This window comes from Mesorhizobium calcicola (genome assembly GCF_042682105.1).
Classification (GTDB): Bacteria; Pseudomonadota; Alphaproteobacteria; order Rhizobiales; family Rhizobiaceae; genus Mesorhizobium; species Mesorhizobium calcicola.
Genome location: NZ_JBHUGY010000028.1, coordinates 93884 through 119560, shown reverse-complemented (window position 1 = coordinate 119560; position 25677 = coordinate 93884). Strand labels below are relative to the sequence as shown.

General features: G+C 61.3%; 21 protein-coding genes and 1 pseudogene. 16 read left to right on the top strand and 6 right to left on the bottom strand.

What is annotated here, in order from left to right; all coding sequences use genetic code 11:
* Window positions 1-107: 107 nt before the first annotated feature.
* On the top strand, window positions 108-728 hold the full coding sequence (locus tag ACFSQT_RS19005) for a TetR/AcrR family transcriptional regulator (RefSeq protein ID WP_095088733.1): 621 nt from the start codon (window positions 108-110) through the stop codon (window positions 726-728).
* Between the two features lie 187 nt (window positions 729-915).
* Here ACFSQT_RS19005 and ACFSQT_RS19000 read toward each other — a convergent pair whose 3' ends face one another.
* Entirely contained in the window at window positions 916-1860 is a 945-nt protein-coding gene (locus ACFSQT_RS19000; protein WP_379021014.1) for a hypothetical protein, read from the bottom strand.
* A gap of 115 nt (window positions 1861-1975) precedes the next feature.
* Between ACFSQT_RS19000 and ACFSQT_RS18995 the strand changes: the two are divergent.
* From ACFSQT_RS18995 to ACFSQT_RS18960, 8 genes and pseudogenes are all read left to right on the top strand, one after another.
* Window positions 1976-3431: pseudogene (locus ACFSQT_RS18995) on the top strand (ISKra4 family transposase).
* Between the two features lie 278 nt (window positions 3432-3709).
* Entirely contained in the window at window positions 3710-4762 is a 1053-nt protein-coding gene (locus ACFSQT_RS18990) for an ABC transporter substrate-binding protein (RefSeq protein WP_379021012.1), read from the top strand.
* A gap of 31 nt (window positions 4763-4793) precedes the next feature.
* Window positions 4794-5675, top strand: a complete 882-nt coding sequence (locus tag ACFSQT_RS18985) for an ABC transporter permease (protein WP_095204548.1) — start codon at window positions 4794-4796, stop codon at window positions 5673-5675.
* Complete coding sequence (locus ACFSQT_RS18980) at window positions 5651-6397, top strand: ABC transporter ATP-binding protein (protein WP_379021009.1); 747 nt, start codon at window positions 5651-5653, stop codon at window positions 6395-6397. The genes ACFSQT_RS18985 and ACFSQT_RS18980 overlap by 25 nt, the downstream gene beginning before the upstream one ends.
* A 48-nt stretch (window positions 6398-6445) precedes the next feature.
* Entirely contained in the window at window positions 6446-7792 is a 1347-nt protein-coding gene (locus tag ACFSQT_RS18975; protein ID WP_379021007.1) for an LLM class flavin-dependent oxidoreductase, read from the top strand.
* An 843-nt stretch (window positions 7793-8635) separates the two neighbouring features.
* Window positions 8636-9396, top strand: a protein-coding gene (locus ACFSQT_RS18970) for an IS5 family transposase (RefSeq protein ID WP_378925984.1) whose coding sequence is annotated in 2 segments (ribosomal slippage) — window positions 8636-8975 and window positions 8975-9396 — 762 coding nt in all. Because the reading frame shifts where the segments join, the coding sequence is not laid out codon by codon here.
* Between the two features lie 77 nt (window positions 9397-9473).
* Window positions 9474-10349 (top strand): hypothetical protein, encoded by an 876-nt coding sequence (locus tag ACFSQT_RS18965; RefSeq protein WP_379021005.1) that lies wholly within the window; start codon window positions 9474-9476, stop codon window positions 10347-10349.
* Window positions 10346-10768: a hypothetical protein gene (locus tag ACFSQT_RS18960; RefSeq protein ID WP_379021003.1), complete on the top strand. Its 423-nt coding sequence runs from the start codon at window positions 10346-10348 to the stop codon at window positions 10766-10768. The genes ACFSQT_RS18965 and ACFSQT_RS18960 overlap by 4 nt, the downstream gene beginning before the upstream one ends.
* Before the next feature lie 38 nt (window positions 10769-10806).
* On the opposite strand, the gene ACFSQT_RS18955 is transcribed toward ACFSQT_RS18960, so the two are convergent.
* The 5 genes from ACFSQT_RS18955 to ACFSQT_RS18935 all read right to left on the bottom strand — a co-directional run bounded on the left by ACFSQT_RS18955 (window position 10807) and on the right by ACFSQT_RS18935 (window position 17564).
* A complete protein-coding gene (locus ACFSQT_RS18955) occupies window positions 10807-12306 on the bottom strand; it encodes an amidohydrolase family protein (protein WP_379021001.1) in 1500 nt (499 codons plus the stop codon).
* A 226-nt stretch (window positions 12307-12532) separates the two neighbouring features.
* Window positions 12533-13552 carry a sugar ABC transporter substrate-binding protein gene (locus ACFSQT_RS18950; protein WP_095088756.1) on the bottom strand — a complete coding sequence of 340 codons (1020 nt, stop codon included), beginning with the start codon at window positions 13550-13552 and terminating at the stop codon, window positions 12533-12535.
* A 41-nt stretch (window positions 13553-13593) separates the two neighbouring features.
* The gene (locus tag ACFSQT_RS18945) at window positions 13594-14583 is read right to left on the bottom strand and encodes an ABC transporter permease (protein ID WP_095088758.1); all 990 of its coding nucleotides are present in this window, start codon (window positions 14581-14583) and stop codon (window positions 13594-13596) included.
* Window positions 14580-16145, bottom strand: coding sequence for a sugar ABC transporter ATP-binding protein (locus ACFSQT_RS18940; protein ID WP_167392231.1), 1566 nt, complete (start codon window positions 16143-16145; stop codon window positions 14580-14582). Before ACFSQT_RS18940 ends, ACFSQT_RS18945 begins: the two co-directional genes overlap by 4 nt.
* A gap of 387 nt (window positions 16146-16532) precedes the next feature.
* Window positions 16533-17564: a LacI family DNA-binding transcriptional regulator gene (locus ACFSQT_RS18935; RefSeq protein ID WP_095088762.1), complete on the bottom strand. Its 1032-nt coding sequence runs from the start codon at window positions 17562-17564 to the stop codon at window positions 16533-16535.
* A 344-nt stretch (window positions 17565-17908) separates the two neighbouring features.
* Between ACFSQT_RS18935 and ACFSQT_RS18930 the strand changes: the two genes are divergently transcribed.
* From ACFSQT_RS18930 to ACFSQT_RS18900, 7 genes are all read left to right on the top strand, one after another.
* Entirely contained in the window at window positions 17909-18877 is a 969-nt protein-coding gene (locus tag ACFSQT_RS18930) for an NAD(P)-dependent oxidoreductase (RefSeq protein WP_095088764.1), read from the top strand.
* Window positions 18878-19020: 143 nt separating this feature from the next.
* Entirely contained in the window at window positions 19021-20319 is a 1299-nt protein-coding gene (locus tag ACFSQT_RS18925) for a M24 family metallopeptidase (protein ID WP_095088766.1), read from the top strand.
* Between the two features lie 29 nt (window positions 20320-20348).
* Window positions 20349-21338: a thiamine pyrophosphate-dependent dehydrogenase E1 component subunit alpha gene (locus ACFSQT_RS18920; protein WP_095088768.1), complete on the top strand. Its 990-nt coding sequence runs from the start codon at window positions 20349-20351 to the stop codon at window positions 21336-21338.
* Between the two features lie 10 nt (window positions 21339-21348).
* Complete coding sequence (locus ACFSQT_RS18915) at window positions 21349-22344, top strand: alpha-ketoacid dehydrogenase subunit beta (protein WP_095088771.1); 996 nt, start codon at window positions 21349-21351, stop codon at window positions 22342-22344.
* A complete protein-coding gene (locus ACFSQT_RS18910) occupies window positions 22334-23329 on the top strand; it encodes a biotin/lipoyl-containing protein (RefSeq protein ID WP_095088779.1) in 996 nt (331 codons plus the stop codon). The genes ACFSQT_RS18915 and ACFSQT_RS18910 overlap by 11 nt, the downstream gene beginning before the upstream one ends.
* An 11-nt stretch (window positions 23330-23340) precedes the next feature.
* On the top strand, window positions 23341-24783 hold the full coding sequence (locus tag ACFSQT_RS18905; protein WP_095088781.1) for an NAD-dependent succinate-semialdehyde dehydrogenase: 1443 nt from the start codon (window positions 23341-23343) through the stop codon (window positions 24781-24783).
* A gap of 5 nt (window positions 24784-24788) precedes the next feature.
* Window positions 24789-25676 (top strand): 2-oxo acid dehydrogenase subunit E2, encoded by an 888-nt coding sequence (locus tag ACFSQT_RS18900; RefSeq protein WP_095088886.1) that lies wholly within the window; start codon window positions 24789-24791, stop codon window positions 25674-25676.
* The last annotated feature ends 1 nt before the right edge of the window (window position 25677 follow it).

Sequence of the window (25677 nt, the reverse complement as noted above, 5' to 3'; positions counted from 1 at the left end):
GCCTCTCAAGTCGCTTTTTCCAGCTGATTACGGTTGACTTACCAGAAAGTCAATGAAATAATTATGACGTGTTAGGCTATAGGATCTCTTGGTTAGGTAATGTGAACATGAACAAGCTGACGCGCGCTGAACAGAAGGCCCTCCGGCCTGCCCAGATCCTCGATGCTGCATTTGAGGAATTTATCGAGCAAGGCTACACGGCGGCGCGCGTGGAAGATATCGCCGCACGGGTAGGCGTGACAAAGGGGACGGTCTACGTCTACTTCCCCACTAAGGAAATTCTGTTTTCTGCCATGGCACGGCATATCGCGCTACCGTTCGAGGACGTCCTAGCCGACGCCAAGGATCTGACGGGAAGTTACGCCGAGCGGCTCAGGTCATTGATCCTGCTTTTCTACGAACACGTTATGGGGGATCGCAGAACCCGGGAATTGCTCCGCTTCGCCATTTCTGAGGGCGTACGTTTTCCCCAGCTCATTAATGCGCATCACGTCGAACTCATTGAGCCGATCCTCGCCATGACGCAGGCGCTCATCGACGAAGGTGTCCGTCAGGGTGAATTTCGGGACGGGCCTGCGGCGGTTGCACGCGTCATACTTGCGCCTGCGTTGTCCTTGATCGTCGAAACATTGATGCACGACGGTCGTCTCGATCTCGAAACGCCGAGGTATATCGAAGCCCATCTCGATCTCGTTATGCACGGTCTCGCTGCCGCTAGAGCGGGATGAGATTAGTTTCGGTCATAGCCTGAGTTTTCGATTGAGCGTCTTTCGCGCCGCCACGGGACGCCAAATGCGCCGAAGCCCCGCGGGGGTATCATCATCAAATCAGCCGTAGCTGTCTTTGGTTGATAAAGGCCGCGTGTCTGCCGGAACAATTCTTGTTCCGACCCCATCGTGCTGCAACCGGTCAAGCTCATCGGCCCCAAGCATGGTCTCGATCGCTGCCTGGACAATCAATCTTGCCCGTGCGCGCATCGCGGCTGTGCGGGTCGATCGCAAGCAGCGTATGCGCAAGGGCGGCCCCCGCGCTCCCCGCCTTGATCGTCCACTCCCGCCCCGTCGCGTCCTGCCTCAGCCGCATGTGGCCGTCAGCGGCCGTCGTCAGCGTATAGCCGTTGAACGTCTCCTCGACCGTCTTGCGCTTGTGGCCATCGAGGTCTTGTGTGATCGTGCGCCGGCGACGCCCCTGCCCATCCACGACATCGATCGTCACCTTGCCCTTGGCGTCATCGCTGCGCGAGATCTCGTCTGGCATCGCGGCTACCAGCTCCGTCGACTTCACCCCTCCCTTGTCGCCGCTGCGCACCCCAAGCCCGACAGCCGCAAGCTCGGCCTCGATCTGCTCACGCCCAACACCTTGCCGCGCCGCGATCGCATCCAGGCTGTCGCCCCGCTCAACAGCCCTGGCAATTGCCGGGCTATCCTTGCCCATGGCATCCTGACCCGCGCCAAGCGTCGTCTTCCTGCCGTCGACCGTCGTCACAACCGTCTGGCTCGAGCCGTCGCGGTGCGTCGTCCTGTCGATCTCCACGCCGCTCGCAAGCCGTGTCCGCTCGACCACGTCGCCGCTGCCAAGGTCGTCATCGGTGCGCGTCGTCACCGCGCCCGTCCTGGCATTGCGGCTCACATTCGTGCGCAGCCCCTGGCCATCGCGCACGGAGCCAGCCTTCTCCTGGCCCCCTCCCTGGCCATTGGGCGTCTTCACCGAGATGTAGTAGCTGTCGTGCTGCAGGTCGTCATACTCGTTCACCGTGCGACCGTCATGAAGCCTGACCGTCGTCTTGCGAACATCCCGGTTGCCGCTCGTGGGAGCGCTCGTCTCGACGCTGTCGCTGGCCCGCTCAAGCCCGGCAAGCACCTGATCGCGCTTCTGTTGGTGCTCCCGCGCGAGAGACCGGTAATTTCTCTGGGGTTGAGCACGGATTGTTAGGCCCGAGCAGTTCATCACCGTCGCTTTGTTCGGAGAAGCAACGATGGCGGTGGAGTGGACAATTACAATCGAGGGAAAGAGCGAGTTCGGCGACGTTTGTCGTCGGGAGGTCCGGGTCGACAAGAGCTGGGAGCGCCTGTTCGACGGCGAAATCGGCCTGTCGATCGAAGTCGGCAAGAAGATCATGACGGCGCTGCAGAGCGCGGTCGTAAACCAGGAGGTGAATGCCTATGCTCTGTTTCGGCGGGTTTGCCCGGACTGCCACATGTTCCGGCCGGTCAAAGACTATACGGCGCGCCGGATCCGAACTGTGTTCGGCACGGTGGAGGTGCGCAATCCCCGCTGGATGCTGTGTGGGGATTGCCATCCAGGGATGGTCGTTGCTTTCGCGCCACTGAAGGAAATCTGCCCGGATCGGGCGACGCCCGAGCTGATGGAACTGACGGCGCGGCTGGGAAGCATGATGCCGTACCGGCAGGCCGCCAGAGTGCTAACCGAATTTCTGCCCATTGAGCCTACCGAGACGCATGCGACCGTGCGCAAGCGCACCATCAGGATCGGTGAACGGCTGGAGGAGCAGGTTGCAGAGGAAGAACGGCGCGCAAGGGCGCAAGCTGATGATCGACGCCAGCTCGAAATGGAGCTTCCCGGCGATCGGCGCAAAGAGTTTATCATCAGCATCGACACAGCGCATGTGCGCAGCGCCGATCCCAATGCAGCGCGAAACTTCGAACTCGTTGTAGCCAGATGCGGTCGCGGCGGTCGAGGCGAACCCGGTGGCCGCTATTTCGTGACCAGCAGCACCGACCAAACCGCAATCCGAGATCGAACGCTCCACGCGCTTCAGCAAGAAGGATATTGCGGCTTTGGCGACGTCACCGTGATCTCGGATGGCGCCGAAATCCTGAAGCGCCTGCCCCGCGCCATGCCAAGGCCGACCAGCCATATCATCGACTGGTTCCACATCGCCATGAAGCTCCAACCAATGCAGCAGATCGCCGACCACATGGTTCGATCTCGCGGACGGTGCCAGGCCCCTTCCAACCATCCACAGGGACGTCAGAGCCGTGAAGTGGCGCCTGTGGCATGGGCGCGTCGATCGCGCGATCCGCGACCTGGAGCAACTCTTGGAGAGAGTGAAGGATTCGCAAGGAGACAGCGAGTTCTCGATCGCACGGCTTCATAGCCTCGGCTCGCAGCTCCTGAACTATGTCAGATCGAACCGCGGCGCGATCGTCAACTATGGCAAGCGATACCGAGCTGGGCTTCGTGTCGCCACCAGCCTCGCCGAGTCAGCAGTGAATTCGCTTGTCGGCAAACGCATGGTCAAGAAGCAGCAGATGCGCTGGCCTCTCCACGGTGCGCACATGCTCATGCAGGTCAGGACGGCGGAGATCAATGGCGAACTTCGCGGTCGGCTGCGGGCACCGTTCCGACAGCCAGAACCGAACGTGCCTCCATTATTCAAGCCCAAACCGCCCCTTCTGCGCGCCGCCTAACCCCAGAGAAGTTACCGGTCCCAATCGTCGCGACATGGGGCGCAAATCTTTCGTCGACCGCGTCTGGGCATGGAAGGCCGAGTCGGGCGGGACTATCACCCGCCAGTTGCGACGTCTTGGCGTGTCGAGCGACGCATGCCCCCAAATGGGCATCGGAGGCGAACAGCGTTTCCCTCCGGCGGCAAAGAACAGCATCCGATACTTTATCGTCTACAAAATTGATAGACATAATAAACCGCGAAAATTGGAAGCCATTTCCAAATTGGAGCAAGACGAGGATGTTAGCTGTGGAGAGATTTTCGAGAAGAAGGTTTGGCGCCCTCGTGGCCGCTTTTGCGGTGACCTTGGTCGCTTCTTCCCCGCCTTTCGGGGCTCAGGCGGGTAGTTCGGACGCGGGTAAACTACCGACCGAAATCCCGGAGGGCACCGTGCTTCGCATCGGCGATCCCGAGACGCAAAGGGCGCTGGAACTCTCGGGTCTGATCGATCAACTGCCGTTCAAGGTCGAATGGGCCAATATCAGCGGCGGTCCACAGACAATCGAAGCTTTTCGCGCCAATGCGTTGGACGTCGGATCGGTCGCCGACATTCCGCCCATCCACGCGACCTGGACCGGGCTCAAGGTCAAGATCATAGCCGCGAAGTTCCGCAAGGATCCGGTTGCGCACCCGATTTATCAACTCGGCATTGCACCCGGCGTCGAGGTCAGGACGCTCGCGGACTTGCGCGGCAAACGGATTGCTTTCAGCCCCGGCCAGGCGCAGGGCGCGCTGGTGCTGAGGGTGCTGCAGGCCGCCGGCCTGAAAAAGGAGGACGTCAATCTCATCGAACTGCCCAGCAACGGCGATGCCTATCCGGTGGCACTTGCCAGCAAGCAAGTCGATGTCGCGCCGATCTGGGGCGTCCTCATCAAGCACTATCTGCACCAGTATGGTGCCGACGGCGCTACCACCATCCCGCATGGCTTGCGCGACGATCCAGCCCATCTCTATGCGCCACAGTCGGTGCTGGACGACCCGGCCAAAGCTGCCGCGCTCGGCGAGTATGTGCGCTACTGGGCACTTGCGACCCGATGGGTGGAGGAGCATCCGAAAGAGTGGATCGAAGGCTACTATGTCGCCACGCAGGGGCTCAACAGCGAAGATGGCCAGTATCTCGTCGACGCCGACGGCCAGTTCGACATCCCGCCCGACTGGAACGACGTGATCGCGCGCCAGCAGGCGACGATCGATCTCCTGGCTCGGGAACTGAACAGGCCCCCGATCAAGGCCGAGGATCTTTTCGACAGGCGCTTCGAGAAGATCGCCACAAATGCGCTGAACGCGTCATGACGCCCGTTTCTCAAGACTGGAGACGACGCAGATGAACGCATTCTCACACCCCGCCGCGGTCGCGCCCACCATCGGGTATGCATCTGATGAAAGGGCGTTGATCCCGCCCGCCGTAAAGCCCCGCAAGACCGGGACGAGGCGTCGCCTGGCGCTTGGGCGTGCGATCCCGTTTGGCGCGCTGATTGGGCCCGCACTTCTTCTTGTGGTCTGGTCCATCGGCAGTGTCGCCGGCCTGATCGATCCAAGGACGCTGCCGGCGCCTTGGTCGGTTGTCGGCACCGCCGTCGATCTTATCGCAGAAGGCAAGCTTCAGGGTCATCTGATGACGTCTGCCTGGCGGGCAGCGCAGGGGCTGGTGTTCGGCGTCCTGATCGGGACCGTGCTTGCCCTCATTTCAGGGTTGTCCCGGCTTGGCGAAGCGATCATCGACGGTCCCGTTCAGATCAAGCGGGCGATCCCGACGCTCGCTCTGATCCCGTTGCTGATGCTGTGGTTCGGCATCGGCGAGGGCATGAAAGTGACGACGATCGCGCTGGCTGTCCTGATCCCGATCTATATCCAGACCCACAGCAGCTTGCGCAGCATAGACAGCCGTTATGTCGAATTGGCCCAGACCCTGCGAATGGGCTATGGCGAATTCATCCGCGAAGTCATCCTGCCAGGCGCCCTGCCCGGCTTCTTCCTGGGCCTGCGTTTCGCCGTGACCTATGCTTGGCTGTCCCTGGTGGTGGTCGAACAGGTCAATGCCACCAGCGGCATCGGCTATATGATCGATCTCGCACGCAACTACGGCCAGACTGACATCGTCATCGTGGGCCTCGTCCTCTACGCGCTGCTCGGTCTCGCCTCAGACGGCATCGTCAGCTTCTTCCAGGAAAGGTCGCTGTCATGGCGTCGCACCTTGGCGGATTGAGCGGCGCACCCGTCGTGCGGGTCGAGAGCCTTATCAGAAGCTTCGGGCCACGAACCATTCTCGACGGGCTCAGCCTCGACATCGACAAGGGGGAGTTCGTCGCCCTTCTCGGCCGTAGCGGATCGGGCAAGAGTACGTTGCTGCGCGCGCTCGCAGATCTCGATGACAAAGTATCCGGGTCCGGCCGGCTCGAAACGCCCGATAAGAAATCGGTGGTGTTCCAGGATGCCCGACTGTTGCCATGGAAACGAGTGCTGGAGAATGTGATTCTTGGTCTCAACCTACCGGACGCAGCCAAACGCGGACGGGCAGCTCTCGAAGAAGTTGGCCTGGGCGGCCGTGAGAACGCTTGGCCGGTCGAGCTCTCTGGTGGCGAGCAGCAGCGGGTGGCATTGGCGCGCTCGCTGGTCCGTGATCCCGAACTGCTGCTGGCGGATGAGCCGTTCGGCGCACTCGACGCGCTGACCCGCCTGCGCATGCACGATCTGCTGCGTCAGCTTTGTGCCCGTCACCAACCGGCGGTCCTATTGGTCACCCATGACGTTGACGAAGCCGTAACGCTGGCGGACCGGGTTTTGGTTCTCGACAAGGGCGGGATCGTCGCCGACATCGCAATCGATATCCCAACGCCACGCGATCATGGCGATCGCCGGTTCGGCGAGATTCGCTCCGAACTTCTGCGTCATCTCGGCGTCGAGACGAAGCCTGTGCTGCCGGTCTGACCGGTCGAAAACCTGTCGCTCAGAGTCACCACCCAAGAGGACCCCCATATGCCCGCCGAATCACGACAGTTGAAGCTCAATCTTTTCATCTATCCTGGCGGCCATCATGAAGCCGGCTGGCGCTACAAGGATTCCGCCCCTGAGAGAATGCTGGACATCGCTTATTATCAGGAACTGGCGAAAAAGGCCGAGGCGAGCAAGTTCGACGCGCTGTTCTTTGCCGATGGGCCGGCGCTCGCAGACAACATCCGTTACGCAAGCCGCTTCAGGCTGGAGCCGCTGACCTGGATTTCGGCGCTTGCCGCCGTGACGCAACGCATCGGCTTCATCGCGACCGCCTCGACCACCTACAACGAACCCTATAACCTCGCCCGGCTGTTCGCTTCGGTCGATCATCTGAGCGGCGGCCGCGCCGGTTGGAACATCGTCACGACGGGTGATGCGTCCGCGGCGCTGAATTTCGGCTTTGACCGACATCCAACCCATGCCGACCGTTACGAGCGCGCCGGCGAATTCGTTGATGTGGTGACCAAGCTCTGGGACAGTTGGGAGGACGACGCGCTCGTTTCGGACCGGGACTCTGGAATTTTTGCCGACACTGACAAGATCCACTCAATCAATCACATCGGCAAATATCATCGGGTGAAGGGCCCGCTCACGCTTCCGCGCTCACCACAGGGGCGTCCGGTCTACGTCCAGGCGGGTTCATCGGAAGACGGACGATCATTCGCAAGCCGCTATGCCGAGGCGATATTTACAGCCCATCAGACACTCGGCAACGCGCAGGAATTTTACGCTGATATCAAAGCGCGCGTGAAGTCGGTTGGCCGCAACCCTGACCACGTCAAGGTCTTGCCTGGGATCAGTCCCTTCATCGGTTCAACCGAGGCGGAAGCTCGGGCACTGCATGACGAGTTCAATGAGCTGACGCAGCCGGAATACTCTCTTCACCAGCTACGCCGCATCGTAGACGCCGACCTTTCCGGCTACGATCTGGACGGGCCATTTCCGCGCGAGCTCATCCGCGTTGAGGGCGAGCGCGGCGCGAGCAGCCGCTTCCACGTCGTACTCGACATCATTGAGCGCGAGAATCCAACCATCCGCCAGTTGCTGCACCGCCTCGCCGGGGCGCGCGGGCATTGGGTCCAGGCCGGGACACCCGAACAGATCGCCGACAAAATCCAGGAATGGTTCGACAATGGTGCCGCGGACGGCTTCAATATCATGCCGCCCTATCTACAGGGCGGGTTCGACATATTCGCCGAGGAGGTGGTGCCGATCTTGCGCAGGCGCGGACTTTTCCGGCACGACTATGACGGGGCAACGCTACGGGACCATTTCGGTCTGCCGCGCCCGCAAAACACATTCAGCGGACTGCAAAGGGCGACCGCTTGATGCATCATGAAGATCGAAGACCTGCTGTTTCCTTTTTCAGGATTCGCTGAGAAGTCTTCAGCTTAAACCCGATTATTGTGGTCCATCTGTCATATTTTCCAAGGCCACTGCACGGTAGAGTAACAGCAACGTAGGTAAGACGGCGCAGACCGTCATGTTCTTTACAAGAGGCAAATCTCCCGAGGGATCGTCAACATGATCCGGCGGTCGGAAGGATCCGCCGGCTGAAAGAGGTCGGTGCCAAATGAAGCGGTCAGGAGATGGATTGGATGATCAACGCCAGGCATCTGCACGGATTACCTCCCCAAAATGGCGAGCCGGTCACGGAATTGAGCCACCGTCGCGAGCTTTTCGAGGCAGTGGAGGCTTCGCTGTCTGCTGTCCGCAGGGCGAAGCGCGCAGCAGATGAGAACCTGCGGCGAGTGCACGGAGCGCCGGATAGCGTGCGAAGAGCACATCCGGCATCGCAACAACTGTGCGAGGCCTGCTTTCAGCCATCCGTTGGCGACGGCCTCCGCGTTACGTCAGCCGGTCTCCGGTCAAACATACCCTCATCGAGCCCTCAAAATGGAGCGCTGCTAACTGGGAAAAGGGACGGCAACGGCTGTTTCGATGCTTCGTCATTATCCGGAGAGGTTAGCGCCGCGGCCCGTGTTGAGCGCCGAGCGTCGGATCAACTTGATTTTGTCGGGCATCCAATACCTCGTCGTCCCAGGTGCACTCAGCAAAGCACGCGATATCGTTCCTTTGCGATTCGTCGACTAGGACGTAGTGACGATTTAAGGGTTTGGGATTCCCAAGGATTGGCAAATCAGATTCAACGCTGATTTTTGGAGATCGGCGATGGATTGCGATGCGCTTGGGGACGACCAGTGGGACCGGATCAAGGGTTTTGTGCCCGGCGGCACGAAAGGCAAGCGCGGCCCGCGTACAGATAATCGGAAGTTCCTCGACGCGCTGTTGTGGATGGCGCGTTCGGGTGGCCGTTGGCGCGACCTGCCGGAGCGGCTTGGCGATTACCGCTCGGTGAAGCGGCGCTATTATCGTTGGATCGGGATGGGTGTGCTGGACGATATGCTGGAAATGCTCGCCCGCGAAGCCGACCTCGAATGGCTGATGATCGACAGCACGATCGTGCGAGCGCACCAGCATGCCGCCGGGGCACGCAAGGTCAAAGGGGGGCGGATGCCCAGGGCCTGGGTCGGTCTCGCGGCGGCCTGAGTACCAAGATCCACGCCGCCACCGAGGCGCTCGGCCTTCCCATCCGCCTGATCGGCACCCCCGGCCAGCGCAACGACATCGCCTTGGCCCACGACCTGATCGACGGTATCGACGCCGATGCCGCCATCGCCGACAAGGGATACGACGCCGATCACCTCGTTGACAGGATCACTGAACAGGGCGCAGAGGTCGTCATCCCGCCCAAGCGCAACCGCAAGGCCCAGCGGCCATACGACCGCGATCTCTACAAGGAGCGCAACCGCATCGAGCGCTTCTTCAACAAGCTCAAGCAGTTCAGGCGCGTCGCAACCCGTTACGACAAGCTGCTCGCAAACTTCATGGGTTTCGTCAAACTCGCAGCGATCGCCATTTGGCTCAGATAGTTAAATCGTCACTACGTCCTAGAGGATCTATGCGTCAGCAGACAATTGAGAATTTGCATTTAATTTGAGATTCGCGCTTGGCTCGCTGCGAGACCGGTAATTTCTCTGGGGTCGAATACGGGTTGTTAGGCCCAAGCAGTCCATCACCGTCGCTTCTTCAAGGAGGCAGCGATGGGACGCGCAAAATCAGAACTGTTTTCGGCACCGTGAAGGTTCGCAATCCCCGTTGGATGCTCTGCCGGGATTGCCATCCTGGCATGGTCGCTGCCTTCGCACCACTCAACGAGATCTGCCCTGATCGAGCCACGCCTGAACTGATTGAACTGACGGCGCGATTGGGAAGCATGATGCCGTATCGGCAGGCAGCGAAGGTGCTTGGCGAATTTCTACCCATTGAACACCCCGAGACGTACGTGACCGTGCGCAAGCGGACCATCAGGATCGGTGAACGGCTCGATGAACAGATCGCGAAGGAAGAAAGGCGCGCGCGAGCTCAAAGGCACGATCGAAGCCAGCTTGAAATGCAGCTTCCCGGCGACCGACGCAAAGAGTTCGTCATCAGCATCGATACGGCACATGTTCGCAGCGCCGATCCCAATTCCGCGCGAAACTTCGAGCTCGTTGTAGCTCGATGCGGCCGCGGCGGTCGGGGTGATGTCGGTGGCCGCTACCTCGTGACCAGCAACACCGACCAGGCTGCAATCCGGGATCGAGCCCTCCACGCACTTCAGCAAGAAGGCTATTGCGGCTTTGGCAACGTCACCGTGATCTCGGACGGCGCCGAAATCCTGAAGCGGCTGCCCCGCGCCATGCCGAAGCCGACAGCCCACATCATCGACTGGTTCCACATTGCCATGAAGATCCAGCCCATGCAGCAGATCGCCGATCACATCGTTCCCAGTCCGACCCTTTTGAAGTGCTTCCAACCATCGACAGGGACATCAGAGCCGTGAAGTGGCGTCTCTGGCACGGGCGGGTCGATGGCGCGATCCGCGACCTGGAGCAACTCCTAGCGAGACTGAAAGACTCGCAAAGGGACGGCGAGTTCTCGATCGCACGGCTTTATAGCCTCGCCTCGCAGCTCATCCATTCAAATCGCGGCGCGATCGTCAACTATGGAAAGCGCTATCGGGCTGGGCTTCGCGTTGCCTCCGCTCTGGCCGAGTCGGCGGTGAATTCACTCGTCAGCAAGCGGATGGTCAAAAAGCAACAGATGCGCTGGTCCCCCCACGGTGCCCACATGCTCATGCAGGTCCGGACGGCGGAGATCAATGGCGAACTTCGCGATCGGTTGCGGGCACCCTTCCGACAGCCAGAGCCAAACGTGCCCCCATTATTCAAGCCCAAACCACCCCTTCTGCGCGCCGCGTAACCCCAGAGAAATTACCGGTCTCACACGCTCTCGGCTCTCTAGGCCCCTAGTCTATAGCAGGTCGGACGCGGTTTCATTTTTGACTGCGAGTACAAGTAGTCAGCGCTCGCCTCGGCCGCACGCGTAATCGCGGCGAGATCGACATCCAGTACGCCATGACGCTTCATGATCTTGCCGGCAATCACGACGGTGTCCACGTCCGCTGGAGTTGCATTCATGACCACGAGCGCAGTCGGGTTGTGAAGCGGGAAGAGACCTACACGCTTGTAGGACAGAAGGACGATATCAGCCTGCATCCCTGCGGCAAGCATCCCCGTCTTTCCTGACAGACCCGCCGCGGCTGCGCCTCGCAGGGTGGCAAACTCCAGGATATCACGGGTCGTTAGCCGTGATTCAGTCTTCTCGCCCGAATGGTCGAGCATCTGTTGCGATATTTGGCCGCGATGAGTGCCAAGGGTGATTCGCAACGCACCGAGGATGTCGCAGGAATTCACGCTCGGCACGTCAGTCGAGATGCTCGGTCGGATTCCATTGGCCAGCAGCCGCGACAGCGGGTTGGCGCCGCACCCGAGGTGCATTTCCGATTCAACGGAGATCGACACGGTCCCGCCGGTGTCCGCAATCATCTTGTATTCGTCGCTCTTCAACGAATTGCAGTGGACATGGGTAATGTCAGGACCCAAAAGCCCTGCCTCGTGAAGCTGGCCGACAGAATAGGAGTAGGACCCGTTCGAGCCAACATGCACCGTGATCGGCAGCCCCAGCTCCCTGGCCGCCTTGAAGTCGTCCATCCAAACTTCCCGGGATGAGTAGTCTGGGCCACGTGCGGCTATCGCCATGGTGACCAGCCCGCCGGTGCCTGAGAAGTACTGATCTCGCACCCGTCTCGCATCGATCGTATCGAGGCGATGCGTATTTGGAAATTCGTAGCCCGCGTTACTATTTCCATACCCAAAGACTGCACGAATGCCTGAATCTTTGAGCGCAAGCACCGAGGCGTCAGCGTGCGCCGGAGTGTTCATCAGATGCGCCCAGTCGACAAGCGTTGTTGTGCCGGAATCGATGCCCTCAAGCGCGCCGAGCAAGGTTGCGATGTAAAGGTCTTCCGGTCGGTATACGCGCCCGATCACGCCGCGCATGAAGCCAAAATAGTCGGACAGCAGCCAATCCGGTCCGAGCGTATGGACCGTGGACTGCCAGGTGTGGCGGTGCGTATCGACCATACCTGGAACGACGATCATACCCGTAGCGTCAATGACGAAAGCGTCGGTGGCGTCGATCTTATGATCGATGTCAACAATACGATCCCCATCGATCAGAATGTCGCCGGGGGCGAAGTCACGATGGTCATCAGCCATTGTGACGACGGTACCGCCGCGGATCAGAATCCGCTGGCCTTTCCCGGGCTTTGGTTCCGCCACGCCTGCCGGGTTTGTGGCACGCAACCTCGACAGGCCCGGCGCGCCGTTTGTCGCGGCGATAGGTGCCGCCGCAACAGTGTGTTGGTGCAACTGAAAATGGGGGTTCCAGTGGCTCATGCACGAACAAGCCCGGGGGTTGAACACAGGTGGAGCCGGTAGATTGCCCCGATGAGGTGCCGCGTGACTGTCAATGTGAAGGCTCATTGCCGATCCCCTGCCTCGAGATACCTATACTGTTCCTAGCAATCGCCGATGGCCACCTTGGAGCGGCGAGCGCGCAAACTGTTGCGCGCCGCCTGCTCGTGCTGCCTATCGACGCTTTGACCTCATTCAATGAGGACCTTCATGGACGGCCGCACTTGGTGGCCATGGCACTTGCCAGTGTCGTCTCATCAGGCGTCCAAGATGGAGATTCGGCAATATTGTCCTTGGTGACGGTGACGTATGGAACAAGACAGACCTTGTCGGAGTCCGCCAGTGGCTTTCCGTTGAGAGTGTCATCGAGAATCCGGGTCGCAATGATCCCCTCAACCACTGGCGACCAGGCAGATGTAGCGACAAGCGTGCCCTGCTTGATGAGTGTGATGCCCTCGGGCGAACCGTTCTGGCTTACAATTGTGATCTCCGACGCCTTATCGCCAATGGCCTGGATGGCACCTGCCGCCATAGGCTCGTTCATCACGAACAGTCCTTTCAGGTCGGGCGTTTTGGTGACGATGTCCTGTGCTGCCTTGAATGCCTTTTGGCGATCCCAGAGACCATCGACAACGCTGACAATCCTGCTGTCATCCCGGAGGCCGCGCTTGAAACCCTCCAGCATCTCTTCAGCGTCGCCACGGCCGAGCGCACCGGTTATCACGCCCACGCCCCCAGCAGGGAGAGCCTTGGCGAGGGCAGCACCTGCCGCTTCACCAGTCTTGGAATAGTTGACATGGACGAAGCCGGCCGCCTCCGCGCGCAAGTCCGGAGAGTATCCGTAGAGGACCACGACGGGGATTCCAGCTTCTTTCAACAAGGCCAAGTTGGACGCGGAGCTTTGAGCCGTCGAAGGTTCGAGCACCACGCCGGCAACCTTCTTTGTGATGGCATCCTGAACATTCGCGCGCTCGGTTGCTGGATCGAAGTTCGAGACAAGAACGAGCGTGCTTGCACCGAAGCTCTTGGCGGCAAGCTTCACACCATCGGCGGTCCCGTCATAGTAAGGGTTGCTGTAGGTCTGTATGTACGCGACGGTCTTTCCGGTCAAAGGTCCGTCTGCCGAGCTTGCAGGTTGCACGAACACAAATGCCGCAAGTGCTAGGCCAACACCGCTTCGCCCGACAAGATTCTTCCTGATCGCCCCGTACTTTGTCTCCACATTCATGATTTTCCTCCCTGTTTGATCTTACGGTTGGCTGAGATTGCTTATTTTGCGTCTCGCTGCGCCATGACTGCGGTGACAATGACGAGACCCTGGAGCACGTACTGCCAGTTGGGGCTGATCGACATTAGGTTGAGAGCATTGCTGATCAACCCGAGCAACAGGACGCCAAGCAGAGTTCCGATCATGTCGCCCTTGCCGCCCGCCAACGTGGTTCCGCCGACGGCGACGGCGGCAATGGCGCTGAGCTCTTGCCCTGCCCCCATGGTGGCTCCAGCCGAACCGATCTGGCTCACCAGCAAGATCGAACCAATGCCGACAAGCAGACCGTTGAGCGTGTAAATGCCGATCTTAACGGTTCTAATGCGGACACCGGCGAGGTGAGCGGCTGACTCGGAGCCGCCGATGGCATAGAGCCAACGGCCCAACTTTGTGGCGCGCAAAAGGATGTGGCAAAAAAGGGCAACAAGCGCGAAAACGACAACCGCGATCGGTAGTCCGAGAAATTTCAACCTGCCCCAGGTGATAAACTCGTTCGGCAACCCGTACAGGGGCGTCTGTGAAACGAGAAGCGCCAGTCCCTGCAGCAGTGTAAGAACGCCAAGTGTGATAACGAAGGGGTGGATGGGGGAGTAAGAGGCCAGCGTGCCATTGACCGCACCAACTGCCGCTGCAACCGCAAGACATGCCACGATTGCCAGCCAGATCGGGGCGCCTTGCAGCATCACGAAAGCCAGCACCATCCCCGACAGCGAAAGGCTGGAACCGATCGACAAATCCATGCCGCGCGAGACCATTAACAGCGTGGTACCGCTAGCCAAAACGCCGAGCACCGCGACCTGAGACGCGACATTGACAAAATTGTGAACGGTCAGGAATACCGATGACTGGGTGGCTGTGATTGCGATCAGCAGCAGGATGACCGAGGCGAGCGCGATCCGAGAACGATAGACGCGTACCGTTCGGCCAAGGGCAGGTAGCCGGGGCTTCACGTTGGTGCGGGCGCCGACCGCATTTTCAGGGTTACTTGTCATGCTACCGGCTCATCCATGCTGACCGGCAAAGTGGTTCCCATGGCCAGCTCTAGCACCCGCTGCTCCGTCACCTCTGCGCCGGTAAGTTCACCGGCAATGCGCCCCTGGCGCAGCACAAGCACACGATTGGCGACTTGGGTGAGTTCTTCCAGGTCACTTGAAATCACCAAGACCGCGCAGTCGTCACCCGCGAGCGCGCCGATTGTCTGCAAGATCTCCTCCTTAGCGCCGATGTCGACGCCCTGCCCTGGCTCATCGAAGATCATCAGGCGAGCCTTCGTGTGGAGCCAACGCGCAATTGCGACCTTCTGCTGATTCCCTCCCGACAGGGTGGAGACAGGGAACCCAGGCAGGGCCGACCTTATCTTGAGGCGTTTGACCCACGCCATGGCGGTCCTTTGTTCCTCGCCGAGCCGGATGAAACCGCAATATGGCGTCGCGGGCATCCGGGTGAGCGTCACGTTCTGAGCGACAGTCATTTGCTGTAGCAGGCTCTCCGTCTTGCGATCCTCGGGGACTAGCCCTACGCCTAGAGTGATTGCCTCGGCCGGGCTGGCGGGGTGGTAGGGCTTGCCAAAAAGGAACATCTCGCCACTGTCTGGCTGCTCCGCACCGAAGATGACCCGCGCGAGCCGGGACCTGCCGGAGCCGACCAGACCTGTCAGCCCCACGATCTCGCCGGCGCGAAGGTCTAGATTGATCCCGAAAAGTCGCCGACCTTGCCCGAGGGCCCGCGCAGAGAAGACGACATCGCCCAGTTTCAACTGGGTTGGCCTGGCCAAGGCGACATGCCGGCCGATCATCGCCTCGACGAGTGTCTGCGGCGTCATGCTGTTAGACGGGGCAGTTAGAACCGCCCGCCCTTCGCGCATGACGGTAACGCGATCCGACAGCGCGAGCGTTTCGTGCAAGTGATGCGAGATGTAGACGACAGCGACGCCTTTGCTGGAAAGATCCCGGACAAGCTCTAGAAGTCTGATGGTCTCCGCTGCTCCCAGCACGGCGGTCGGTTCATCCATGATGATGAGCCGCGCGCCGCGATAGAGTGCCTTTGCTATCTCGACCAGTTGCTGCGCAGCAGGCGAGAGTTGCGACAATGGCGTCATCGGCGAAACATTGAGGCCCACACGCCGAAGCACGTCCTCGACATCGTGCTGCTGATGATCCGGCGTCAAGAACAGGCCGGCGATGGTCCGCTCTCGACCTAGCACAATGTTTTCCACGACGGTGAGGTTAGGCGCCAGGCTGCGCTCCTGAAAAATCGTCGCAAGCCCGAGCTGCTGGACCCGACGTGGCGTCAAAGATTCGCCATGCCACCCGCCAACAGTGATGGTGCCGGAGTCGGGCTTCAGTGCTCCTGAGAGAATCTTGACGAGGGTGGATTTGCCGGCCCCGTTTGCCCCCACGAGTCCATGCACCTCCCCTGGAAGTACCTGCAACTCCATCTGATCGAGAGCTTGGGTTGCGCCGAAGTGCCGGCAAATGCCGGTGGCCGACAGAGCGATTCCGGCTGCTTGCGGAAGAAAGCCGTTGAACTGAGCAGCGTGCTGGTTGCTCGTCATTGCCGGCTTCACCCGATTTTTTGATGAGGGGAACAGGAGGCGGTGGAGACACTGCGAGACGGATGGATGACCATCATGGCGTGGCAATCGAGCGGGACGTGTTTGATTGCAGACGTTAGGATCGCGCGCGGCCGTATCGTGCTCATCGTCTCCTCCCACTGCAGGCCGGTCTGGTCGCCAGGCTCTGCAAACGTTTGCAACGTAGCCGAAAGAAAATGGGCAGTCAACCACAACTGTCGCAGGGATTTTCCGTGACCGGCTCGGCAGCAAGGTTCTCGTCCGGGCGTCAAAACGCCATGCTTCAGCTTGCCATCCCCCACGGGCAGGACATATGAGCGCAGTCATAGGCAAGCATTACCGTGGAAAACCGATAAGGCGCAGGAAGGCTTATCTTCCGTCCAAAACCCTCGCCGTCGAACTGCGGATCACCAATTCGACGGGCAAGACTACGACTTGAGCCGGCGATTCCCCATTCATAAGCTTCTGCAACATCGATCCAGCTTCAAATCCCATCCTGTATTGCTGAATCCTTATGGTCGTAAGAGGGGGATCAATTCGATCAACCATCGGCATGTCGTTGTATCCGGTCACAGATACATCTTTGGGGCAGATAAGATTTCGGCGGCTCAGGGCCGCCAAGGCGCCAACCGCAAGACGGTCGTTTGCACAAAGGATAGCAGTAAACGTGTGGCCTGCCGCGATGAGTTCCTCGACGCAATGTTCGCCCGCAGACTCGTTGTATGCCTGGGCGAACGCCACCAGGCTTTCGTCGCTATCCAGGTTCAACGATGACCTGGATTGCACGAATGCTGCGTAGCGCTCTGCGCCAGTCGACAGGGTCTGCGGGCCGGCGATCATCGCAATCCGCCGGTGGCCCAATGACACCAAGTGGGTGAGCGCGCGCCGAACACCTTCGGATTCGTCGTGTACGATCGAATGGACGGAATCACGGTCCGGTCTGCGATTTACAGTCACGATCGGGATGCTTTCCGAGGCAGCCAGATCAAACACATCGTCTTTGCGCTCGACGCTCGCCAGGATCAATCCATCAATACCTCGGCCAACGAGAGTATCAAGAAGAGTGCGCTCTCGCTCGTTATCGCCATCAGTGTTCCCTACGATCGCCAGATATCCTGCCGTGGAAAGCGAATCTTCTATGCCTCGGATCATCGGGGGAAAGATGGCGTTGGTGATGTCGGGAACAATGACGCCGACGGTCTTCGTACGATTCGTTTTCAGTGAGTAGGCGGCCGCATGCCGCCGGTAGTCCATTTGTCGACTTGCCCTGATGACCTGTTCGACGACGTCCGAATTAATCAGATGCCGGGTGTTGGGACCAAGGGCACGTGAAACGGTGGACACATGGACACCTACGGCCTCGGCCACTTCACGCAGCGTGATGCGCTTCTTCGTCGTCATGATGCAACCGCCATACAAAAATTGAAGGACTCAATGGACACCAAGGGTCTATCGCGATTTAGGCAAAAAAGTAGCTGCATGCGAATTCAAGCCTTCAGGGGCCTCGCTCCACACAGCCATAATGCGCGCCTCGTCCTCCTGTTGGTAGCGACCGCAGCTTTCTTTAGGAGGCATCGTCACTTTTTAGCACTTCCGATTTGACGCTGGGAAATTACGCGTGCTATATCATGCAAACGTTTGCAGACAAGAAGGCAAACTGACCATCGCCCGTGGCGCCCAATTGTCCGCTCGACGTTCTTTTACAAAGGCCACTCGATGAAACAACAGTTAGCGGAGCGCGCATCATGACAGAATTGAGGATCGGATGGATCGGCCTTGGCCGAATGGGCTATCCGATGGCGGAGCGGTTGTTGAAGGCAGGGCATTGCGTCCAGATTTGGAACCGCACGCGCTCCAAGGCAGAGCCTTTGGTCGATCTGGGGGCAACACTAAAAGACTCGCCCCGTGAACTCGCAGGCTGCGACGTTCTGTTTACGATGGTCTCAACCGGGGCGGATGTCGAGCAGGTCTACTTTGGCCAAGACGGGGTCCTTAGCGGTACCGCCATGCCAAAGATTTTCGTTGACTGCTCGTCAATCGGGGTCGAGGAATCGGCCGACCTCCGTCGACGCCTAGGGGCACGTGGCGCCCAACTCATCGCTTCGCCCGTGAGCGGCAATGCTAAATGCGTGCGGGCCGGCAAGCTGAGCGCCGTTGTGTCGGGCCCGAGGCCCGCCTTCGATCAGGTCGAGAACCTTATTGCAGCTTTTGCCGTGCGGGGCGTGTCCTATGTGGGGGACGGCGAACTCGCGCGCTTCTGCAAGATCGCACACAATGTCTTTCTTGGCGTCGTCATACAGAACCTCGCTGAAATCACCATTCTTTGTCAGAAGGCCGGCGTGCCTCGGAGTGCGTTTCTCAACTTCATGAACGACTCGGTGATGGGTTCGACCTTCACCCGGTACAAATCGGATGCTCTCGTCAATCTCGACTGGACGACCACCTTCAGTCCGGCGCTGTTGCGCAAGGATCTTGATCTGGGGCTCGCGGCCGGACGCGTGCTCGACGTACCCATGCCCGTCACTGCAATCACTCGCGAGGCGTTCCAGATGCATTTCGGCGCCGCGAACCTGCAGCTCGATCCTAAGGACTATCTTGGCAAAGACTTCGCGGCTGTACTGGAGACCGTTGCGCTTGCTTCTGGGGTCAAATTGAAGAGCGAGGGGGTGCCTATACCTACGGGACTGGAGGTTCCCGAGAGCGTCGGTCAATAGGAGCCTGCCGAGTTGTCCCGTTCCTGCCGAGAACGGCTAGGGGGCGGGACAAGGGTTTGTCTGGAAAGGCGCGGCTCGTGTAGCGACGCAATCAAGCATAGTGCGCAATACCACGCGCGCCGAGGCTTCAATGGAGAGAGAAAATGTCCAGCGCCCTCAACCCTCGCATCCTGCAACCCGGCGATATCGATCCGAACTGGCGTTGGGACCGGCACCTGCCGGCCTTAGGCCATACCGCCGTGGACTTCGAACGTCGGGTCGACCACGATCGGCTGCGGCGCTATCGGCTAAGCCGCGCCAAGACGGCCCTCAACAAGTCCGGCTGCGGTGCGCTGCTGCTCTTTGACGTCAACAACATCCGATACGTCAGCGGCACCAAGATCGGCGAGTGGGAGCGCGACAAGATGTGCCGCTTCGCGCTTCTTGCCGGCGACGAGGAGCCCTATGTCTGGGACTTCGGCTCGGCTGCCGTTCATCATAGAGAGTACTGTGACTGGCTCGACCCTGAGCGCTGCCGGGCTGGCGTCGTTGGCATGCGGGGTACGATCCCGCCGTCCTTCGGCCTGATGAAGCACTACGCCGAAGAGATCTTCAACTTGCTGAAGATGGCCGGTGTCGCCGACATGCCGGTCGGTGTCGACTACGCGGAGACCGCGATGTTCTTCGCGCTTCAGGAAGCCGGCCTCAAGGTCGTCGACGGCCAGCAGGTCATGCTGTCCGCACGCGAGATCAAGAACGTTGACGAGATCCATCTCCTCAACCAGGCGGCAAGCATGGTCGACGGCGTCTACCACATGATCTGGGAGGAACTGAAGCCTGGTATCCGCGAGAACGACATCGTCGCGATGGCCAACAAGATGCTCTACGAAATGGGCTCGGACGACGTCGAGGCCATCAACGCCATCGCCGGTGAGCGCTGCAATCCGCACCCGCACAATTTCACCGACCGTTACTTCCGCCCCGGCGACCAAGCCTTCTTCGACATCTTGCAGAGCTATCAGGGATACCGCACCTGCTATTATCGCACGTTCAACATCGGCCGGGCTACGCCGGCGCAGAACGATGCCTATATCAAGGCCCGCGAGTGGCTGGACGCGGCCATCGCGCTGATCAAGCCGGGCGTCACCACCGACGTAGTCGCCAAGGTCTGGCCGACCGCCGAGAGCCTTGGCTTCCCCAACGAGCTGGCCGCCTTTGGGCTCCAGTTCGGACACGGCTTAGGTCTGGCGCTGCACGAGCGGCCGATCATCAGCCGTGCCGTCAGCCTCGATCACCCAATGGAAATCGAGACCGGGATGGTCTTTGCGCTCGAAACCTACTGCCCCGCGGCGGACGGCTATTCAGCGGCCCGCATCGAGGAAGAGGTGGTCGTTACCGACAAGGGCTGCGAGGTTATCAGCCTGTTCCCCGCCGAAACCCTGCCGATCGCCAATCGGTACTGAGACGGCAAGAGACGGGAGGACCCGAACCGATGAACGCCAGGAAAACCAACGCGGAAGCCTACCTTCGCATGTACCGGCAGATGGTGCGCATCCGCGTCTTCGAAGACAATGCCAACCAGCTTTATCTGTCGGCCAAGATGCCCGGCCTCACCCACATGTATTCCGGGCAGGAGGCCGTCGCGGTCGGCATCTGCGAGGTGCTGACGCGCGACGACAAGATCACTTCGACACATCGCGGCCACGGCCATTGTGTGGCCAAGGGCGCCGAATTCAAGGAAATGTTCTGCGAGCTTCTGGGCCGTGCCGAAGGCTATTGCGGCGGCAAGGGCGGCTCGATGCACATCGCCGATCAGTCCAACGGCAATCTCGGTGCCAACGCCATCGTCGGCGGTTCGATGGGGATAGCCACCGGTGCGGCGCTCTCGGCAAAGCGGCTCGGCCGCAAGGACGTGACCGTATGCTTCTTCGGTGACGGCGCAACGGCGCAGGGGCTTCTCTATGAGGTCATGAACATGGCCGCGCTCTGGAAGCTGCCAGTCATCTACGCATGCGAAAACAACGGCTACAGCGAGTACACCAAGACAGCGGAGATCGCGGCGGGGTCGCTTCCCGCCCGCGCCGAGGCCTTCGGCATCGAAGCCTTCAAGGTGGATGGTCAGGATGTGCTGGCGGTGAACAAGCTCGCGGAGCGGCTGGTGGCGCGCTGTCGCAAGGGCGAAGGCCCGTTCTTCATCCAGCTCGATACCTACCGCTACCACGGCCACCACGTCGGCGACATCAACCGCGAGTACTATCGCTCGAAGGATGAGGAAGCGCTGTGGAAGACAGAGCGCGATCCTATCGTCAATTTCGGTCGATGGCTGGCCGCTGAGGGGCTTGCAACGCCAGAGGAGCTGGCGTCGATCGATGCCGAGGTGGGTGCCGAGGCTGGTGCCGCGGTCGCTTATGCGTTGGCGGCGCCCTTCCCCGATGCGTCTCAGGTGGGACGCCATGTCTTCACCGACATGATCGTCGCCTGAGGAAACCGATATGCGCGAGATCACACTTTCCAAGGCCGTCAACGAGGCCATCGCGGAGGAAATGCGCCGCGACCCATCGGTCTTTCTCATCGGCGAGGATGTCGCGGAGGCAGGCACCCCGTTCAAGGTCCTGTCGGGCCTTGTCGAGGAGTTCGGCACCGACCGGATCATCGATACGCCGATTTCGGAGCCCGGTTTCATGGGCCTGGCGGTTGGCGCGGCGATGACAGGATCGCGTCCGATTGTCGACCTGATGTTCGGCGATTTCCTTTTCCTGGTCATGGACCAGCTCTGCAACCAGGCTGCAAAGGCCCACTACATGTCCGGTGGCAAGCTCAAGGTGCCGCTCGTGCTGCGCACCAATCTGGGCGCGACGCGGCGCTCCGCCGCGCAGCACAGCCAGTCGCTGCATGCCCTCGTCGCGCACATACCGGGCCTGAAGGTCGCGCTGCCGTCCTCCGCCTACGAGGCCAAGGGCCTGCTGAAGACGGCAATCCGCGACGACAATCCAGTGGTCATCTTCGAAGACAAGCTGATGTATCAGGAGAAGGCGCCGGTGCCCGAAGAGGAATACCTCATTCCGTTCGGCAAGGCCGAGGTGCTGCGCCCGGGGCGCGACATCACCATCGTTGCCACGTCCTCGATGGTGCAGGTCGCGCAAAAGGCGGCCGTCCTGCTGGAGCGCGATGGCATCGCCGCCGAGATCATCGACCCGCGCACCATCGTGCCACTCGACATGGAGACGATCCTTGCCTCCGTCCGCCGTACGGGGCGGGCCATGGTCGTCGATGAAGGCCACCAGAGTTTTGGCGTCACGGCCGAGATCGCCAGCCGCATCGCGGAAAGGGCGTTCTATCATCTCGATGCGCCGGTCCAGCGGATCGGAGCGATGGACGTCCCGGTGCCGTTCTCCCCGGTGCTGGAGGACATGACCGTCCCGACGCCGGAATCGGTTGCCGAGCGAGGCCGTCTGACGGTGCGTGGAGAGTTGTTCCATGCGGCGTGAGATCATCATGCCGGCGCTGGGCATGGCGCAGAAGACCGGCCTGATCGTCGCCTGGCACAAGGCACCAGGTGACGCGGTGAAGGCTTCCGACATCCTGCTCGACGTCGAGACGGACAAATCGACGATGGAGGTCGAGGCCGGGCATGACGGTTATGTGGCCGCGCTGATGGCTGGCGCCGGCGATGATGTCCCGGTCGGTTCCGCCATCGCGATCATATCCAGCGAAAAGCCGGACCTTGGCTCCACGCCGGCCAAGGCCGCGCCGTCGCCACCCGCTACGGAGAAACTTGCGATACCCGCGGCGGTGCCCGCCGTGCCGGCGGCCAAGCCGCCTCTCGAAAAGCGGATGCTCTTGGCAGCAGCCGATGATGGCAGGATCCTTGCCTCGCCGAAGATCAGGCGCCTTGCGGCCGAGCGCGGCATTGACCTCGGCCGGCTGGTCGCGCACGGCATGAGGCAACCTTTCCACGCCGCCGATCTCGACGCGCTGCCGCCGGCCCCGGCGATCACCGCTCCGGCGATGCTCTCGGAGATCGAAGCCATGATCAAACCGGCGGGCCTTGCCGGGATGATTCGGCTGCTCGGGGAGGAAGGTGGCACGGCGGGACGAGCCGCCTTATGGGCCGCCTTCGCCGCATCGAGCTTAAGGGCCACGGCCGATGATCACGGCCAGATATCCATACGGGTCGAACAGGGCTCCACCAGCCTGCATTTCCACGACCCGGACCAGAGTCCATTGTCGCGCCTCGAAGCCACGCCGGAGGATGGCGAGATCAGCCTGGCCCTGCGCGACCTCACCGGCACATGCGTTGTTTCGACGCGATTTGCCGTCGAGCCGGCGCCCGTTCTGACGCTCACCGGCGACGCCGGCCACATGAACCTGCGTCTGATCTTCGACGCGTCGCGGCTGACCCCCGCCGCTGGGACGGCGCTGGTCACCGGCTTTGCCGCGCGGCTCCTCGATCCGCTTCGACAGCTACTTTGAGGAGGACTCTCATGTCGCCGTACGACGGACCCGTCGATCTCTACATTGGCGGCCAATGGCTTCCCGCCTCGGCCGGCGGCCGCTTTGACGTCGTCAATCCCGCCAACGAGACGGCTCTAGCCTCTGTCGCTTCCGGTACGGAAGCGGATGCCAGGGCGGCGGTCGATGCCGCCGCTGCGGCCTTCCCCGCCTGGGCCGCGCGGCGTCCGCGCGAACGCGCCGACATCCTGCGCCGCTGCTTCGAGCTGATGAGCGCACGTCTCGGCGATTTTGCCAGGCTGATCACCCTGGAAAACGGCAAGGCTCAAGCCGACGCAATGGGCGAGGCGGCCTATGCGGCCGAATTCTTCCGCTGGTTCTCGGAAGAAGCGGTGCGCGCCGAGGGCCATCTCGGGCATGCTCCCGCATCGGGTGCGCGCATTCTCGTGCACCAGAAGCCCGCGGGGGTAGCGGTCCTGGTGACGCCGTGGAACTATCCGGCGGCAATGGGGACGCGCAAGATCGCGCCGGCACTGGCCGCAGGCTGCACCGTCGTTATCAAGCCGGCATCGGAGACGCCGCTCACCATGCTGGCGCTGATGCCGCTGCTCGAGGAGGCAGGGGTGCCGCCGGGCGTCGTCAATGTGCTGCCGAGCCGCCGATCGGGGGCGGTGGTCGACGTTATGCTGCACGATCCCCGCGTCCGCGTGGTTTCTTTCACCGGCTCGACGGGCGTCGGCCGCAAGCTGCTGCATGCGGCGGCCGACCAGGTCATCAAGCCGGCGATGGAACTGGGCGGCAACGCGCCCCTCATCGTCTTCGAAGACGCCGACATCGATGTCGCGGTCGAGGGGGCGATGGTCGCCAAGATGCGCAATCTGGGCGAAGCCTGCACGGCGGCCAACCGCTTCTATGTGCACGAGCGGATCGCCGGGGAGTTCACCCGGCGTTTCACCGCTCGCATGGCCGCGCTCAAGATGGGCAATGGACTGGCGCCGGGTATTGACGTTGGCGCGCTGGTCAACGCCGACGCCCGCGACAAGGTCGCGGCCTTTGTCAAGGATGCGCTGGCGCGCGGCGCGGAACTGTTGCTGGGCGGAACGGTGCCCGACGGGCCTGGATTCTTCTATCCGCCGACCGTGTTGTCCAACGTGCCGGGCGACGCTGACTGCATGCGCGACGAGATTTTCGGCCCGGTGGCGGCGATCCAGACCTTCGGCGACGGTGACGACGTGGTCGCTCGCGCCAACGACACCGAATATGGCCTTGTCGCCTATGTCTTCACCCAGGATATGCGCCGTGGGCTGAGCGTGTCGGAGCGTCTGGAGTTCGGCATGGTGGGCCTCAATCGCGGCCTCGTTTCCGATCCGGCCGCACCCTTCGGCGGCGTCAAGCAATCCGGCCTCGGTCGCGAGGGGGGCAAGGACGGCATGCTGGAATTCATGGAAACCCAGTACATAGCGACCAATTGGTGAACAGGATGACAGCGACCGTCGCCAGCCCTTCCACCCGGCAACGCGCCCGCGAGGCGGGCGTGGATATCGATGCTCTTGCGACCGAGCTGGGCCGGGACATGATCTCCCCGGGCGATATCGATGACAGGCTGGAAGGCAGGCGCGTCGGCCCCGGCGGGGACTATCGCCGCTACTGGGACGTCGACCACGCGCGATATGGCCCGGTCCGCGAGGAGGCGACCAGCCGCTTCGGCCAGATCGCCGCACTCAACCTGGCCGCCGCGCAGCAGGTCATCCCGGCCGTAACGCATCACGACCGCGCCGACATGACGGCGATCGACGCGGCGCGCGCGGCATTCCAGGACGAGGCGCGGACGCGCGGGGCGAAGCTCACCGCACTGGCCTTCCACGTAAAGGCACTCGCCCGGACGCTGCGGGATTTTCCGCGCTTCAACGCCTCGCTTTCAGCGGACGGCCGCACCCTTTTTCTGAAGGACTATGTCCATATCGGCATCGCCGTCGATACGCCGCACGGCCTGATGGTGCCCGTCATCCGCGACGCCGACCGTAAGGGCCTCTGGCGTATCGCCGGCGAAGTTGCCGATCTCGCGACCCGCGCGCAGCAGCGCAAGGTCCGCGCCGACGAGATGGACGGTGCGTCCATGTCGATCAGCAATCTGGGCGGCATCGGTGGCATCGGCTTCACGCCGATCGTCAATCCGCCGGAAGTGGCCATCCTCGGCATTTCCCGGACCGAGGTCGCGTCGGTGTGGAATGGCGGGGCCTTCGTACCGACCCCGATGACGCCGCTCGACCTGAGCTACGATCACAGGGTGGTCAACGGAGCCTACGCCGCGCGCTTCCTGGTGCGTTACATCAACCTGTTGGCCGACCCGCGCCGGTTGATGATCTGAG

Excerpts from the sequence above, each read along its gene's own strand:
- ACFSQT_RS18900 (WP_095088886.1), top strand. The coding sequence starts at position 24,789 with ATGACAGCGACCGTCGCCAGCCCTTCCACCCGGCAACGCGCCCGCGAG.
- ACFSQT_RS18945 (WP_095088758.1), bottom strand. The coding sequence starts at position 14,583 with ATGACAAGTAACCCTGAAAATGCGGTCGGCGCCCGCACCAACGTGAAG.
- ACFSQT_RS18915 (WP_095088771.1), top strand. The coding sequence starts at position 21,349 with ATGCGCGAGATCACACTTTCCAAGGCCGTCAACGAGGCCATCGCGGAG.
- ACFSQT_RS18905 (WP_095088781.1), top strand. The coding sequence starts at position 23,341 with ATGTCGCCGTACGACGGACCCGTCGATCTCTACATTGGCGGCCAATGG.
- ACFSQT_RS18990 (WP_379021012.1), top strand. The coding sequence starts at position 3,710 with ATGTTAGCTGTGGAGAGATTTTCGAGAAGAAGGTTTGGCGCCCTCGTG.
- ACFSQT_RS18935 (WP_095088762.1), bottom strand. The coding sequence starts at position 17,564 with ATGACGACGAAGAAGCGCATCACGCTGCGTGAAGTGGCCGAGGCCGTA.
- ACFSQT_RS18975 (WP_379021007.1), top strand. The coding sequence starts at position 6,446 with ATGCCCGCCGAATCACGACAGTTGAAGCTCAATCTTTTCATCTATCCT.
- ACFSQT_RS18940 (WP_167392231.1), bottom strand. The coding sequence starts at position 16,145 with ATGACGAGCAACCAGCACGCTGCTCAGTTCAACGGCTTTCTTCCGCAA.
- ACFSQT_RS19005 (WP_095088733.1), top strand. The coding sequence starts at position 108 with ATGAACAAGCTGACGCGCGCTGAACAGAAGGCCCTCCGGCCTGCCCAG.
- ACFSQT_RS18910 (WP_095088779.1), top strand. The coding sequence starts at position 22,334 with ATGCGGCGTGAGATCATCATGCCGGCGCTGGGCATGGCGCAGAAGACC.
- ACFSQT_RS18985 (WP_095204548.1), top strand. The coding sequence starts at position 4,794 with ATGAACGCATTCTCACACCCCGCCGCGGTCGCGCCCACCATCGGGTAT.
- ACFSQT_RS18980 (WP_379021009.1), top strand. The coding sequence starts at position 5,651 with ATGGCGTCGCACCTTGGCGGATTGAGCGGCGCACCCGTCGTGCGGGTC.
- ACFSQT_RS18920 (WP_095088768.1), top strand. The coding sequence starts at position 20,349 with ATGAACGCCAGGAAAACCAACGCGGAAGCCTACCTTCGCATGTACCGG.
- ACFSQT_RS18955 (WP_379021001.1), bottom strand. The coding sequence starts at position 12,306 with ATGAGCCACTGGAACCCCCATTTTCAGTTGCACCAACACACTGTTGCG.
- ACFSQT_RS18950 (WP_095088756.1), bottom strand. The coding sequence starts at position 13,552 with ATGAATGTGGAGACAAAGTACGGGGCGATCAGGAAGAATCTTGTCGGG.
- ACFSQT_RS18930 (WP_095088764.1), top strand. The coding sequence starts at position 17,909 with ATGACAGAATTGAGGATCGGATGGATCGGCCTTGGCCGAATGGGCTAT.
- ACFSQT_RS18925 (WP_095088766.1), top strand. The coding sequence starts at position 19,021 with ATGTCCAGCGCCCTCAACCCTCGCATCCTGCAACCCGGCGATATCGAT.